Annotated in this window: 14 protein-coding genes and 1 other annotated feature; all 14 genes read right to left on the reverse strand. The window is 42.4% G+C overall.

Translation table 11 applies throughout. The features are described from left to right. Window positions 1–7: 7 nt before the first annotated feature. On the reverse strand, window positions 8–1,129 hold the full coding sequence (locus NYE56_RS12250) for a Nif3-like dinuclear metal center hexameric protein (protein ID WP_341283908.1): 1,122 nt from the start codon (window positions 1,127–1,129) through the stop codon (window positions 8–10). Further along, window positions 1,122–1,772, reverse strand: a complete 651-nt coding sequence (trmK, locus tag NYE56_RS12255; RefSeq protein ID WP_069837638.1) for a tRNA (adenine(22)-N(1))-methyltransferase TrmK — start codon at window positions 1,770–1,772, stop codon at window positions 1,122–1,124. The genes NYE56_RS12250 and trmK overlap by 8 nt, the downstream gene beginning before the upstream one ends. A gap of 256 nt (window positions 1,773–2,028) precedes the next feature. Further along, a complete protein-coding gene (cccA, locus tag NYE56_RS12260) occupies window positions 2,029–2,391 on the reverse strand; it encodes a cytochrome c550 (protein WP_003230068.1) in 363 nt (120 codons plus the stop codon). 328 nt (window positions 2,392–2,719) lie between these two features. Then, on the reverse strand, window positions 2,720–3,835 hold the full coding sequence (gene rpoD / locus NYE56_RS12265; RefSeq protein WP_003226225.1) for an RNA polymerase sigma factor RpoD: 1,116 nt from the start codon (window positions 3,833–3,835) through the stop codon (window positions 2,720–2,722). Window positions 3,836–4,033: 198 nt separating this feature from the next. Then, window positions 4,034–5,845: a DNA primase gene (gene dnaG / locus NYE56_RS12270; protein ID WP_341283909.1), complete on the reverse strand. Its 1,812-nt coding sequence runs from the start codon at window positions 5,843–5,845 to the stop codon at window positions 4,034–4,036. Window positions 5,846–5,877: 32 nt separating this feature from the next. Then, window positions 5,878–6,372: a YaiI/YqxD family protein gene (locus NYE56_RS12275; protein ID WP_341283910.1), complete on the reverse strand. Its 495-nt coding sequence runs from the start codon at window positions 6,370–6,372 to the stop codon at window positions 5,878–5,880. Window positions 6,373–6,625: 253 nt separating this feature from the next. After that, complete coding sequence (locus NYE56_RS12280) at window positions 6,626–7,438, reverse strand: pyruvate, water dikinase regulatory protein (RefSeq protein WP_003230064.1); 813 nt, start codon at window positions 7,436–7,438, stop codon at window positions 6,626–6,628. Window positions 7,439–7,463: 25 nt separating this feature from the next. Next, window positions 7,464–8,102, reverse strand: a complete 639-nt coding sequence (gene ccpN, locus NYE56_RS12285) for a transcriptional regulator CcpN (RefSeq protein ID WP_003237058.1) — start codon at window positions 8,100–8,102, stop codon at window positions 7,464–7,466. Window positions 8,103–8,234: 132 nt separating this feature from the next. After that, window positions 8,235–10,274, reverse strand: coding sequence for a glycine--tRNA ligase subunit beta (gene glyS, locus NYE56_RS12290; protein ID WP_341283911.1), 2,040 nt, complete (start codon window positions 10,272–10,274; stop codon window positions 8,235–8,237). Then, window positions 10,267–11,154 (reverse strand): glycine--tRNA ligase subunit alpha, encoded by an 888-nt coding sequence (gene glyQ / locus NYE56_RS12295; RefSeq protein ID WP_003226213.1) that lies wholly within the window; start codon window positions 11,152–11,154, stop codon window positions 10,267–10,269. Before glyQ ends, glyS begins: the two co-directional genes overlap by 8 nt. An 82-nt stretch (window positions 11,155–11,236) precedes the next feature. Then, window positions 11,237–11,411, reverse strand: a binding site (T-box leader). A 39-nt stretch (window positions 11,412–11,450) separates the two neighbouring features. After that, window positions 11,451–12,218, reverse strand: coding sequence for a DNA repair protein RecO (gene recO / locus NYE56_RS12300; RefSeq protein WP_014477369.1), 768 nt, complete (start codon window positions 12,216–12,218; stop codon window positions 11,451–11,453). A 36-nt stretch (window positions 12,219–12,254) separates the two neighbouring features. Continuing rightward, window positions 12,255–12,398, reverse strand: coding sequence for a YqzL family protein (locus tag NYE56_RS12305; protein WP_003230053.1), 144 nt, complete (start codon window positions 12,396–12,398; stop codon window positions 12,255–12,257). Between the two features lie 147 nt (window positions 12,399–12,545). After that, window positions 12,546–13,451 (reverse strand): GTPase Era, encoded by a 906-nt coding sequence (era, locus tag NYE56_RS12310; protein WP_003230051.1) that lies wholly within the window; start codon window positions 13,449–13,451, stop codon window positions 12,546–12,548. Further along, window positions 13,432–13,842, reverse strand: coding sequence for a cytidine deaminase (locus NYE56_RS12315; RefSeq protein ID WP_003230049.1), 411 nt, complete (start codon window positions 13,840–13,842; stop codon window positions 13,432–13,434). Before NYE56_RS12315 ends, era begins: the two co-directional genes overlap by 20 nt. Window positions 13,843–13,852: the final 10 nt, after the last annotated feature.

Raw genomic sequence — 13,852 nt, forward strand, 5'->3', positions numbered from 1 at the left:
AGTTTTTTTATAGAAATGTAAATGGATTTGTATCTGTTTCAGAAACAAAGATATTCACGTCAAACGTTTTATCATTACACATTGATGTCAGTTTTCTCGTGACGCCTTCTTTCATGATTTTTTCCGCGTAATGGCCCGGATCAACCACATTTAGGCCAAGCATCATCGCATCATGGGCCACATGGAAGTATAAATCTCCTGTGACGTAAACATCGGCTCCCTTTCGTTTTGCATGATGTATATACTTGTTTCCATCTCCGCCAAGAACAGCTACCTTTTTCACCATACTGTCAGCATCTCCCACCATTCTGACACCGTTGACGTCCAACTTGTCTTTCACAAATAAAGCGAATTCCTTGAGCGTCATCTCATTTTTAAGGGTTCCGACACGGCCGAGCCCTTTTTCGGCGGGAGTCTGTTCGACAGGATAGATATCGTAAGCGACTTCTTCATATGGATGGCTTTTTATCATTGCATTGATAACAGCTTTTTCGATGCTTTTAGGAAATACAGTCTCAAGCCTTACTTCATGAACAAGCTCAAGCTCTCCCACTTCACCGATAAAAGGCTTGGCTCCGTCCAATGGCTTAAAGCTGCCGATTCCTTCAGATGAAAACGCGCAATGGCTGTATTCACCGATATGGCCGGCCCCCGCATTTCCGAGCGCGGCTCTGACCTGCTCTTCATATTCCTTCGGCACGTAAACTGCCAGCTTTTTCAGAGGATCCGTATAAGTAGGTGCCAGCACTTCCGTCTCACTCAGCTCTAATACTTCAGCAAGCAAATCATTCACGCCGCCGTCCGCAACGTCTAAATTTGTATGAGCTGCATAAACAGCAATATCATGCTTCAAACACTTTTCAATTAACCTTCCGGCAGGCTGATCTGTTGAAATATGCTTTAGCGGCCGGAAAATAGGAGGATGGTGTGCAATAATCAAGTCAACCTCTTTTTCAATCGCTTCATCGATAACGCTCTCTAACACATCAAGTGTAACCATCACATTTTTAATTGGTTTGTTTAAGGTGCCGATTTGCAGGCCGATTTTATCTCCTTCTACCGCATAGGCTTTCGGGGAAAATTGTTCAAACAGCTGAATGATCTGCTGCCCATTTACACTTTTAGCCATGATCGATTACCTCCTTTAACAGCTCCATTCGATCGGCGAGCTCCTTTAATTTTTGTTTGTTTTGCTCTGTATCCGCCGCTTGGCTGATCTGTTCATAAATGCTTTGAGTGTGCTGAAGCTCTTGTGTCCACTTTTTCAAAAAGACAGCATTTTTTTCTTTTGCCAAGAAAGGGCCGACGAGCATCCCGGCTGATAAAGAAATACCGTCATAAGCCGCATCCCTGTCTCCCGCTTCTGCCACCAGCACCTCATAGCACTTTCCGTCCTCTTCAAGGATTACCTCATCTATCAGCGCATATCCTTCTTTATAAAGCCACTCCCTGATATGAACAGCATGAATATTCGGCTGTAAAATGAGCCGTTCCTTCCCCGTTAATTTGTCTTTGCCCGCTTCTAAAATGTGAGCGATCAAAGCCCCGCCCATTCCGGCAATCGTAATGGCATCAGCTTCACCTTTTTTAATCACTTCCAGTCCGTCTCCCTGCCTTACAGAAATGTGCGAGTTTAAGCCTGATTTTTCAACCTGCCGCTTTGCAGACAAAAATGGGCCGTCTGTTATTTCTCCGGCAATCGCCCCGCTGGCTTTATGATTCAGCACCGCATAACAAGGAAGGTAGGCGTGGTCAGAGCCGATATCGGCCATCACCGCTCCATTCGGTATGTACTCCGCTACTGTTTGCAATCGTTTAGATAATTTTAATTCGTTCACTTGTCATCACAACTTTTCTCAATCATTTTTTCCTTTACTATCATATAAAAAATCAGCCCGGAATCCAAGCTGAAGCAAATGATTTTGAAATTATTTCTTTTGATGCGGGTCTACACGCGGCAGTCAAAAATAAAAGGCTGTCGAGAACATCTCGGCGGCCTGTGAATGTATAAAGAGAAAAATAGTTCTTTTATTTAATTTTTGACACCCACTCTGCCATATCATCCAGCTTATCGGCCGGAACAAGACCGGAAGGCATTCCATTACCGCCTTTTTCGATCTTTGTTTTAATTTCAGCGACATCTTTCTTATCCCCTACACCTTTTAAGCTAGGACCCGAAACACCTTCATAATTTTCACCGTGGCATGCGATGCAGTTTGCCTTGTAAATTTCTTCTGGTGAAGCGTTTGCATCTTTCTTTTCAGCAGATTTGCTTTCTCCTCCGCTCGCAATCTCCCGAGAGTCATCAAGTCCTTTTACTGATAAAAAGAAAGTTAGACCAATTCCTAAAACAGCGATCAGCAAAAATGGAATAAGCGGGTTCCATTTCATTTCCCTTCCCCCTTTTTGATCCTTCCCCCTATGTAAACACTTCTAATTCTAACTTATTTTTACAAAAAGTAAATGGATTGCTATACAAAAGTTTTTTATTCACACTTTATACAAAATTGAATAGAAACATGCCTAAATCTCTAATATCCTTTTTATTCTATTGTATAATGTATTGTATACGCTTACAATAGAAAATATGGAATTAGATTTTGAAATTTTTAGCCACAATGTTCATTTGCAAATGACATCATTTTTCAGTAAAATAAAGGCATATTATCCATATATCTTTTTAAAAAAAGAAGAACGGATCTTCAAGACCCGTTCCATCTTATTCGAGGAAATCTTTCAAACGTTTACTTCTGCTAGGATGTCTTAGTTTCCGCAACGCTTTGGCTTCGATTTGTCGAATACGCTCTCTCGTTACTCCAAATACTTTGCCGACCTCTTCTAATGTTCTTGTACGGCCGTCATCAAGACCGAATCGAAGACGCAATACATTTTCTTCACGATCAGTTAACGTATCAAGCACATCTTCCAGCTGCTCTTTCAATAGCTCGTATGCGGCGTGGTCAGAAGGTGAAGTTGCTTCTTGGTCTTCAATGAAATCACCAAGGTGCGAGTCATCCTCTTCACCGATCGGTGTTTCCAGAGATACCGGCTCTTGAGCAATCTTTAAGATTTCGCGTACTTTTTCAGGCGTTAAATCCATATCTTCCGCAATTTCTTCAGGTGTTGGTTCTCTGCCTAAGTCTTGCAGTAATTGACGCTGCACACGGATTAATTTATTAATGGTTTCAACCATATGAACGGGAATCCGGATCGTTCTCGCCTGATCGGCAATGGCGCGTGTAATCGCCTGTCTGATCCACCACGTAGCATACGTACTGAATTTATAACCTTTGCGATAATCAAATTTTTCAACGGCTTTCATCAGACCCATGTTTCCTTCCTGGATCAGATCAAGGAACAGCATACCGCGTCCGACATACCGTTTTGCGATACTGACAACAAGCCGCAGGTTCGCTTCAGCCAATCTGCGTTTAGATTCCTCGTCACCTTCTTCAATCTTTTGAGCGTAGGCGATTTCTTCTTTTGCAGAAAGAAGGTTAACCCGACCGATTTCCTTTAAATACATACGAACTGGGTCATTGATTTTAACGCCAGGCGGTACACTTAGGTCATTAAGGTCAAATTCTTCTTCGGCTTTGGCAAGCTGCTGAATATTAGGATCTTCTGTTTCTTCATTCTCACTAATTAATTCAACACCTTGTTCACCTAAAAATTCATAATACTCATCCATTTGGTCTGATTCAATTTCAAAGCTGGACATACGCTCAGCAATTTCTTCATATGTCAAAACGCCACGTTTTTTACCAGACTCTGTTAATTGCTCTTTTACTTGGTCGAATGTTAATTCTGTCTCGTGGGTTTGTTTATCAGCCATTATGGATCCCTCCTTCCAAAGCTTGCAACGAATTCTATAAGCGGTATGATTCTTATTCGGTCCATTCAGGCGTTTTCTATGTGAACTGCCTTTAACAATGTGCGAATAATGAAATGACAATTCATGATGAGGTTAAGCGATCTATTTGCTCCTCCGCAAGGAATCATTGCCAATACATGCTCCTCATCAGTTCTCCAGTTATTTTAAAGATCGGTTCAATGTAATGATTTCTTGAGCCAGAGAAGCAGCTCTTAAAAAATCTTTTTGCCTTTCGGCTTCGGCTCTTTCCGCCTCTTTTTCTTTTATCATTGACCAATTTCTTTGATTCAACACTTTTTTTACATAATCTGATAACTCGGCTTCGCTAAGCTCTTGATTAACCTGAAGCATTAATATATCAGACAAGAGCTGGCTTATATGATCATCCGTCACCCTAGCCATCAGATGCTGAGGCGTCAGCTCGGCTCCCTCTTCATAAAAAGCATAAAGATAGGCGGCTAATGCCCGGTGCTCATCAATATTAAATTGAAACCCTACCCGGTCAATCACTTTTTTGATGACGCTCCGATCTCGAAGCATGTGAGCGAGTAACAGCCTTTCTGCATTTTCATACGCCGGACGCAAACGTTTTTGCCTTGCTTTTGTCGTCAGATGCGCTCGCCGCGTTTTTGTTTCACCGCTATTGTCAGCAGGTTTGTTTTGCTTGCTGAAAACAGACAGCTGCTCAGTTAAAGACTCCTGTGAAAGCGAAAACTCTGAAGCAAGCTGCTTTACATAGACTTCCTGCTCTAGAGACCCTGAAAGCGTGCTGATTTCTTTCAGTACGTCTTTAATGTAAGCCAGGCGGTCGCCTTCATCGGACAGGTTCTTTCCTTTTCGGAAATATTGCATTTTGAACGCCATTACGGTGACACTGGCGTCAATAATGTCGTTTTTAAATTTTTCCCCGCCGAATTTTTTGATGTAATCATCAGGGTCCAATCCGTCAGGAATCATTGCAACTCTGACTTTGCAGCCTTTTTTTTGCAGAAGCTCCGAAGCTTTTAAGGTGGCTTCATAACCGGCTTTATCAGAGTCATAGCAAAGAATGATTTCTTCGACGTTTCTTCTCAGGATCTTGACATGATCATCTGTAAGAGACGTTCCCATCGTGGCTATGCTTTCTTTTACACCCGAGCTTACAGCCGATATGACATCAGCAAACCCTTCAAATAAGACTGCTCTTTCCTGCTTTCTGATATGAAGGCGGGCCTTATAAAAATTGTAAAGCAGTTTACTTTTATGAAAGAGCGGGGTTTCAGGACTGTTCATATACTTAGGCTGCTGGCTGCCAAGAGCCCTGCCTGAGAAAGCAACAACAGCCCCGTGATGATCATGGATCGGAAACATGACACGGTTTCTGAACCGGTCGAAATATCCGCTTCCGTCTTCGCGTCTGATCAGGAGACCCGCTTTTTCCATTTGCGCCTCACTAAATCCCCTCTTTACAAGGAATTTCGTGATAAAGTCCCAAGAATCAAGAGCATAGCCAATCTGAAATTCATCAATCAGCTCTTTCGTAAAGCCCCTAGAAAGCAGATAATCCAGTGCCTCTTGACCTTCTTTTGTATTTATTAACAAATGATGGTAAAATTTCTTCAGGAGCTCATGTGCCTCAGCCATTTTTTGTTCTCCAGAAGACTCTGGCCGGGCTCCGGAATGGACTGTTATATCATCTGGAAAATCAATTTGGTATTTGTCAGCAAGGTGAGAAACCGACTCGGCAAATGAGTAGCCTTCCATCTGCCTTAAAAAAGAGAAAACATTGCCGCCCGCTCCGCAGCCAAAGCAATGAAAAATCTGTTTGTCGGGCGATACGGAAAACGAAGGTGTGCTTTCTCCATGAAAAGGACAGAGTCCAAAGTAGTTTCGGCCTTGCTTCTTTAATTGAACATAATCACCTATGACTTCAACGATATCTGCCGACTTTTGCACCTGATCCACAATTTCATCTGGTATCCGATTTCCCATCTTATAACACTCCGTCGTACTTATTCGATGCTTTAGTGCAAAATCCCTTCATCGTTCGACAGGATTTTTTGCAGCAGTGTAATAAATCGTTCTCGATCTTCTTTATTCAATTTTTTAGGCCCTTTGGCATATACGCCTTTTCTTCTTTGTTTGCCGGAAAAATGACGGCCCTCTAGAGCAAAATCAATCGTGTCTTCTTTGTAAAGACGACCTCTTTCCGACATAACGGAGACATTTCTGTTCAACAGCAGAGATGCTAATCCGATGTCCTGCGTCACAACAATATCTCCCGGTTTCACGTGATTTGCGATATATAAATCAGCAGCTTCTTTATGAGGATCAACATACTTCCATTTTTCTTCATTGCTTCTGGAAAGCTGATAATGTTCAAATGAAGCGACAAAAAGAACTTGAACTTCATACTCGGATGCTGTTTGTAAAATTTCATCTTTTACCGGACAAGCATCAGCATCGACAAAAATCGTCTTTTCTTGTTCATTAAAAAGAGTAATTCTCCATCCCTCCATTAAACTCCTGCATAAAAGCAAGCAAAATCGCACATCCTTTATTATTGTGGATGTATATGAATTTGTCGAAAAATTTCCGGGAGAAATTCTTGACATCTTACCCATAATAGTTTATTCGTATCACACGATCCTTAAACCTAAAATTAATCATTTTATCACAATTTTTTATTATAATACAAACTTCACAAAGATGCTATTGTTTTTCATTATTCCCTTTTGGCACAGCCAAAAACCCAGGATAGAGCGTCCTGAGTTATATGTTTTTTGTTTTGAGATGATGGATAATATTTGCTGTTTCCTCAACCGCTTTATTTGAAACATCAACAACCTGGCAGCCGATCCGATCCACAATCTTTTCAAAATACTCGAGTTCCTCTTTGATTCTGTTGATATTTGCATAAATCGCTTTATCATTAAGCCCGAGTGATTTTAAGCGTTCTTTTCTGATATGATTCAGTTTATCAGGGCTAATCTTTAAACCGATGCATTTTTTCGGATCAACGTTAAAGAGTTCTTCCGGCGGATCAACCTCCGGTACAATCGGAACATTGGCAACCTTCAGGCGTTTGTGTGCGAGATATTGAGACAGCGGTGTTTTAGACGTTCTTGACACGCCGATCAAAACGATATCAGCTTTTAAAATCCCTCTTGGATCACGTCCATCATCGTATTTAACTGCAAACTCGATGGCCTCCACTTTTTTGAAATAATCTTCATCAAGCTGGCGCACCCGCCCCGGTTCGTATTTCGCTGTTAAACCGTAGGCTGTTTCCATTTTATCAATCAACGGGCCGATAATATCATAATATAAAACATTTGCTTTTTCCGCTTCGGCTATCAAATATTCTCTGATTTCCGGCACCACGAGTGTAAAACAGATAATGCCCCCGTCTGCCTTTGCAAGTGAAATCACTTCATTGATAGTGCCTATATCTTCAACATAAGGAATTCTTCTTACATGAGTATCATCCGCCGATCCGTTAAATTGGCTGAGTGCTGCTTTTACTACCAATTCAGCCGTTTCACCGACGGAATCCGATACAACATAGATGATGCGGTTATTCATATTATCCCCCCGTTAGTTTGCAATCTTATAGGATTTCATTTTCAGATAAACTGACAAGTATTTTGGTCATATTTGTTTTTGTCACTCTGCCGATAACTTCAAAGCCTTTATCGGTGTCTTTGATGACAGGCAGTGCATCAATTTGTTTTTCTATTAAGTGCTTTGCAATGTCCATCACATAATCCTCGCGTCTGCACACCGTAATGTTCGGCATCCTTGTCATGATGATGTGAACAGGGACCGATGTAAGCTCCTGCTGGCCAATGCTCGCTCTGAGCAAGTCTTTTCGTGAAAGCACCCCGACTAAAACAGCATCGCGGTCCACCACAAACAGAGTACCTACATCTTCTAAAAACATGGTGCAAATCGCATCGTACACAGAAACGTTTTCGTGAATCACTACGGGGATAGATTGAAAGTCTTTCACCTGAAGCTTTTTGAGTTTATCCGCCAAAAGCTGTGTGCCGGTTTTTCCCGTATAGAAATAACCGACTCTCGGGCGCGCCTCGAGGAATCCTGACATGGTGAGTATGGCTAAATCCGGGCGCAATGTCGCCCTGGTTAGGTTCAGCTTTTCTGCAATATGCTCCCCTGTAATCGGCCCGTTTTCTTTTACAATCTGCAAAATATGTTCTTGCCGTTTATTTAGTTCGATCGTACTCACCACCTTTTCACTTCATAGCTATGTAAAGAAATAATAATCCATATTATAACGTAAATATCTTGTAATCAAACAAAAAACTTATAAATGGGGAAAAGACGATTACCGATCACACAGCAACCGCCTTTTCTCTCTTTATTTTACAATAAGGGCATTCATATTCGCAAAGGACTTGATCTCATCCGCCAAGCTTACCATTTGCGCTAAACGATTTGCCTTTAATGACTCATTATCCGCTATAACCATTGTATGATCGAAGTAAGCATCGATCGGTTCTTTTAAGGCTGCAAGTGAAGCAAGCGCCGCCTCATAATCTTTTTTGCTGAAGTTTTCCTGCAGATTTTGCTTCGCTGTTTGGTAGGCATCAAACAGTTTTGCTTCGTATTCATTTTCAAACAGATCAGGCTGAATGTCTCCGCGGACTCCTTTTTTGCTGATAGAGATCACTCGGCCTAACGCTTCGGCTGTTTCCTTAAAACCAGGTGCACCAAGCTTTTGCTCCAGTACCTGTGCTTTATGCAGCGCAGAGTACGGCTCAAGCTCAGAGCTTTCTAGCACGGCGTCAATGACATCATGTCTGATTTGTTCAGCATTCAAGACATATTTCAAGCGCTGAGTGAAGAAATCCAGCAGTTCATTTTCTTTATCGGTTTGTACGAAAGTTAGCAGCTCTTCAAATGAAATTCCCCAGTTGCGGTCAAGAAGAATCGCAACAATACCGCTAGCTTGGCGGCGCAGTCCGTAAGGGTCCTGGGAACCGGTCGGAATTACGCCGATAGAGAAGAATGAAGCGATTGTGTCAAGCTTATCCGCCATTGCTACAACAGCTCCGGTGAAAGTAGAAGGCGTTTCTCCGCCCGCTGATCTAGGCATATAATGTTCATTGACTGCCGCCGCCACAGCTTCATCTTCGCCAAGCATTCTCGCATACTTTTCGCCCATAATTCCTTGAAGTTCAGGGAATTCATATATCATATGCGTCACAAGGTCGAATTTAGAAATTTCAGCAGCCCGCTTCACATGTTTTAATGTATCTTCATCAGCTTGAAGACGAACGGCAAGTTTCTCTGCGATTGATGTGACTCTTCTAACCTTATCAGCAAGAGAACCAAGCTCTTCATGGAAAACGATATTTTCAAGCTTCTTCACATTTGCATCAATGTTTAGTTTCTGATCTTCCTTGTAGAAGAATGAAGCATCAGATAAACGTGCGCGCAGCACTTTTTCATTGCCTCGGGCCACATTTTCAATCGCGTGGCTGTTGCCGTTTCGGACTGTGATAAAGTAAGGCAGCAGGTCACCGTTTTTGTCTTTGACAGGGAAGTAGCGCTGATGCTCTTTCATTGTCGTGACAAGCACTTCTTCAGGAATTGACAGAAACTCGGATTCAAATGAACCGTAAAGAGCTGTCGGGTATTCTACTAAATGATTCACTTCATCAAGAAGGTCTTCGTCAACTGGAATGCTCCAATTGTTTTCAGCAGCCATTGCTTCCAGCTGAGATTGAATCATTTGCTTTCGGACGCTAGGATCAGCAATAACATGCTGTCCTTTGAGCTGCTCTTCATAAGCTGAAGGTGATTCAATTGACACTTCATGTCCGAGGAAACGGTGTCCCTGTGTTGTCCGTCCAGACTCAACGTTTGTGATCGAAAATGGAATGACATCCTGTCCAAATAATGCGACAATCCATTTGATCGGTCGGATATAACGCAAATCTTCATTTCCCCAGCGCATGTTTTTCGGGAAATGCAAGCTTGTAATTAAACCGCTCAATTCTGGCAGAAGCGACTTCGTTTCTTGGCCGGCTTGGAATTTTTGCACGAATACATACTCTATGCCTTTTACTTCTTTGATGTACAGGTCTTCCACATTTGCGCCTTGGCCTTTTGAAAAGCCGATTGCCGCTTTTGTCCAGTTCCCGTCCGCATCAAGGGCAATTTTTTTCGCAGGCCCTTTTGCTTCTTCTTTTATATCATCCTGCTTTTCTGCGACATCCTTAACGAACACAGCAAGACGTCTCGGTGTATTGAAGAGTTTCACTTCACCGTGAGTAATATTTTTTTCTTTAAGCCAGCCTGTCAGCTTGTCGCCAAGCTGAACCATGCTTTCATTCAAAAAGCGCGCCGGCATTTCCTCTAATCCGATCTCTAAAAGTAAATCCTGTTTACTCATGAGAAGAACCCTCCCCTTTAAGCATTGGGAACCCTAGTTTTTCTCGTTCCTCATAATAGGTTTTTGCTACTTTTCTAGCTAAATTCCGCACTCTTGCGATATAGCCCGTCCGCTCGGTAACAGAGATCGCACCTTTGGCGTCAAGCAGATTGAAGGTGTGCGAGCATTTCAGCACATAGTCATATGCAGGATGAACAAGTCCGTTATCCATTTGCTTGATCGCTTCTTTTTCATATGTGCTGAACAGTTGGAACAGCATATCGACGTCTGATGTTTCAAACGTATAAACAGAATGCTCATATTCAGCCATCATGAATAAATCTTTTACTGTAAACCCTGACGTCCATTCCAAGTCAAACACGTTTTCTTTATCCTGAATATAAGACGCGAGACGCTCAATTCCATACGTAATCTCTACAGAAACGGGTTTACACTCTAATCCCCCGACCTGCTGGAAATACGTAAATTGTGTTATTTCCATTCCGTCAAGCCAAACTTCCCAGCCTAGACCCGCGCAGCCTAAAGACGGATTCTCCCAGTTGTCTTCAACAAAGCGAATATCGTGCTCAAGCGGATCAATTCCAAGAGCACGCAAGGAATCCAAATACAGCTCTTGAATGTTATCAGGTGACGGTTTAATAATGACCTGGAACTGATGATGCTGATACAGTCTGTTCGGGTTCTCCCCGTAGCGGCCGTCTGCCGGACGTCTGGAAGGCTCTACATAAGCCACTTTCCACGGCTCAGGGCCGATACTGCGCAAAAATGTATACGGGCTCATCGTGCCGGCTCCTTTTTCTACATCGTAAGCCTGCATAAGCACACAGCCCTGACTGGACCAATGCTTTTGCAAGGTTAGAATCATGTCTTGAATATTCATTTCAAGCACCTCCACTTTTCTTTCATAAGTTGACTGCGGCAGCAAGCAAAAAACTCCCGTCTCTATGCTTGCCAGCCGCAAACATAGGGACGAGAGTTCTCCCGCGGTTCCACCCTAGTTGCTGAGAACAAAATCCCAGCCTCTTTTTTAAAATTGCTCAAGAATGCCTTTCGTTGCGTGCTCATCCTTAGCTTACACCGCCCTAAGGTCGCTTTCATGAGGTAAACGCAAGTACTTCTTTCTCTCACTGCAACATATTTTATAATAAATGATCATATAAAAAGATGGACCAAATGTCAACTTTTGTTTTCACCCATAAGATGTTTCATGCTTTCCATTTGATCTAAAAAGCGCTTTGATTTTAAATACAATCCCGAATATTCTTCGTAATATAAATCAATCACTTGCTTTAATTCAGCTTTTGTTTCCTCTTTTAAGGACACATTGCCGAGCCTCGACAGATCAAAATAGTAAAAGAGTCTTAACAGCCTTGCCGTTTGCGGTTTAATCGGTATCCTGTAAGGATCTTTTTCAAAACAGCGGTGGCATATAAAACCATTATCACGAACAGAGAAATGAAAGGTTCCGTCTTGGCTTTTACAATGTACACAATGATTTAGCTCAGGATACAGGCCCATGACACCGAGCATCTTCATTTGAACAATGAAGGTGATAACATCCGGATCTGTTCCTTCATTCAGCTGTTTTAATGATTCTAATATGAATTCAAATAAATAAGGATTTGGCTTTTTTTCTTCTGTGCCTCTGTCGACTAACTCAGCAATATAGGCAGCATATGCTGTTAAAAACAAGTCTTCCCTGATGCCTCTCATGCTGAGGATCATTTCCCCCTGCTGAAGCGTTCCGAGGCCCGATGTTTTTTGCATTAAGAAAGAACCATACAAAAAGGGCTGGCTGACTGCTGATAAACGGCTGTTCGGTTTTTTGGCGCCTCGTGCCATAACACCTATTTTTCCGTGTTCTCTTGTCAGTAATGTTACGATTTTATTCGTCTCTCCGTAATCATTTGTGCGAAGAACGATTCCTTCACATTTTGTCAGCATTTCCGCACCTTCCTCAAGCAGGAGCGGCCAAGAGGTTTATAAAATTGGATAATCAAATCGGGCTAGCTCATCTTCTAGTTCTTCGGGTCTTTCCATGTTCTCTTTTTCCAGTTCTTTAAAAAGAAGATACGTATCAACATTTCCTGTTTGAGAAAATACGTTCCAGGTAAAATTCAACACAAGAAACCCACCTTTCTGTAGTTAAACTAGCTTACCTAAACTCCAAATTCTTACCTTTATCTTGACCAGATGTCCTCCATTTCATGTTAAACAAAATTTGCTAATGTATCCCTGTTCCTGTGAGATAATGACACACACAGGAAGAGATTAATATTCGTCCTCTTTAAAGCCAAAATCGCGAAGCTGGGACATTTTATTACGCCAGTCCTTCTGCACTTTCACCCACAATTCAAGGTAGACACGGGAGCCCAATAGTGCTTCAATATCCGCTCTCGCTCTTTTTCCAACCTCTTTTAGAAGGCTTCCTTTTTTACCGATCACGATGCCTTTCTGAGAATCCCGCTCGACCACAATCGTTGCCGCTACGTGCACAGAACCGTTGTCCTGCCCTTTGATGGATTCGATGGCCACCGCAATGCTGTGCGGGATTTCTTCTCTCGTCAAATGCAGCACCTTTTCCCTGATTAATTCAGAAATGATAAATCGCTCAGGGTGGTCAGTTACCTGGTCACTCGGATAGAATTGCGGCCCTTCCGGCAAATACGCTTCAATCTGAGCGAGCAAGGTTTCGATGTTATTTCCTTCTAAAGCAGAAATCGGAACAATTTCCTTAAAAGGATAACGTTTGCGGTATTCGTCAATTAGCAGAAGCAATTGGTCGGGATGAATTTTATCGATTTTGTTTACGATTAAGAATACAGGCGTAGACATCGTCTGCAATTTCTCAATGATGAATTCGTCGCCCTTCCCGTAGCCTTCCTCAGCATTGATCATAAACAAGATCAAATCGACTTCTTTTAATGTATTTTGCGCCACTTTCATCATAAAGTCCCCAAGCTTATGCTTAGGTTTATGAATCCCTGGTGTGTCAATAAAAATGGTTTGTGATGTGCCTGTCGTCAGTACTCCTTGCACCTTGTTTCTCGTCGTTTGGGGCTTATCGCTCATGATCGCGATTTTTTGTCCGATGACTCTGTTCAAAAATGTAGATTTTCCTACGTTTGGTCTTCCAATAATGGATACAAATCCTGATTTAAAGCTTTCGTTCGTCATGTAAATCCTCCGATGAAAATGCGCCTGGCAATAATTCTTCCACAGTCATTTCTTTTATTTGTCCTTGTAAATTAGTCAGTACGACAATAACGTCTTTTGTGCAAAGCTCAGAAATCACCTGGCGGCAGGCTCCGCACGGAGATACCGGTCCAGGGGTGTCAGCCGCAACGGCCAGCATCTGAAACTCTGTATCCCCTTCAGAAACAGCTTTAAATAAAGCGGTACGCTCGGCGCAATTGCACATGCTGTATGCCGCGTTCTCAATGTTGCAGCCTCTGTACACTTTTCCATCCTTGGTAAGAAGAGCGGCTCCTACTTGGAATTTGGAATACGGCGCATATGCCATATCACGCGCTTTTAAAGCTTCTGTTATTAATTCTTGTCTGTTCATGTGTACATTC

It is taken from the genome of Bacillus sp. FSL R5-0603, from assembly GCF_038050295.1.
Taxonomy (GTDB): Bacteria; Bacillota; Bacilli; order Bacillales; family Bacillaceae; genus Bacillus; species Bacillus subtilis.

Bases quoted from the DNA above. Each gene is read 5' to 3' on its own strand.
- glyQ (WP_003226213.1), bottom strand. From the start codon at position 11,154: ATGAATATTCAAGACATGATTCTAACCTTGCAAAAGCATTGGTCCAGT.
- recO (WP_014477369.1), bottom strand. From the start codon at position 12,218: ATGCTGACAAAATGTGAAGGAATCGTTCTTCGCACAAATGATTACGGA.
- NYE56_RS12275 (WP_341283910.1), bottom strand. From the start codon at position 6,372: ATGGAGGGATGGAGAATTACTCTTTTTAATGAACAAGAAAAGACGATT.
- NYE56_RS12315 (WP_003230049.1), bottom strand. From the start codon at position 13,842: ATGAACAGACAAGAATTAATAACAGAAGCTTTAAAAGCGCGTGATATG.
- trmK (WP_069837638.1), bottom strand. From the start codon at position 1,772: ATGGCCGATATCGGCTCTGACCACGCCTACCTTCCTTGTTATGCGGTG.
- rpoD (WP_003226225.1), bottom strand. From the start codon at position 3,835: ATGGCTGATAAACAAACCCACGAGACAGAATTAACATTCGACCAAGTA.
- cccA (WP_003230068.1), bottom strand. From the start codon at position 2,391: ATGAAATGGAACCCGCTTATTCCATTTTTGCTGATCGCTGTTTTAGGA.
- era (WP_003230051.1), bottom strand. From the start codon at position 13,451: ATGACGAACGAAAGCTTTAAATCAGGATTTGTATCCATTATTGGAAGA.
- NYE56_RS12250 (WP_341283908.1), bottom strand. From the start codon at position 1,129: ATGGCTAAAAGTGTAAATGGGCAGCAGATCATTCAGCTGTTTGAACAA.
- glyS (WP_341283911.1), bottom strand. From the start codon at position 10,274: ATGAGTAAACAGGATTTACTTTTAGAGATCGGATTAGAGGAAATGCCG.
- dnaG (WP_341283909.1), bottom strand. From the start codon at position 5,845: ATGGGAAATCGGATACCAGATGAAATTGTGGATCAGGTGCAAAAGTCG.
- NYE56_RS12280 (WP_003230064.1), bottom strand. From the start codon at position 7,438: ATGAATAACCGCATCATCTATGTTGTATCGGATTCCGTCGGTGAAACG.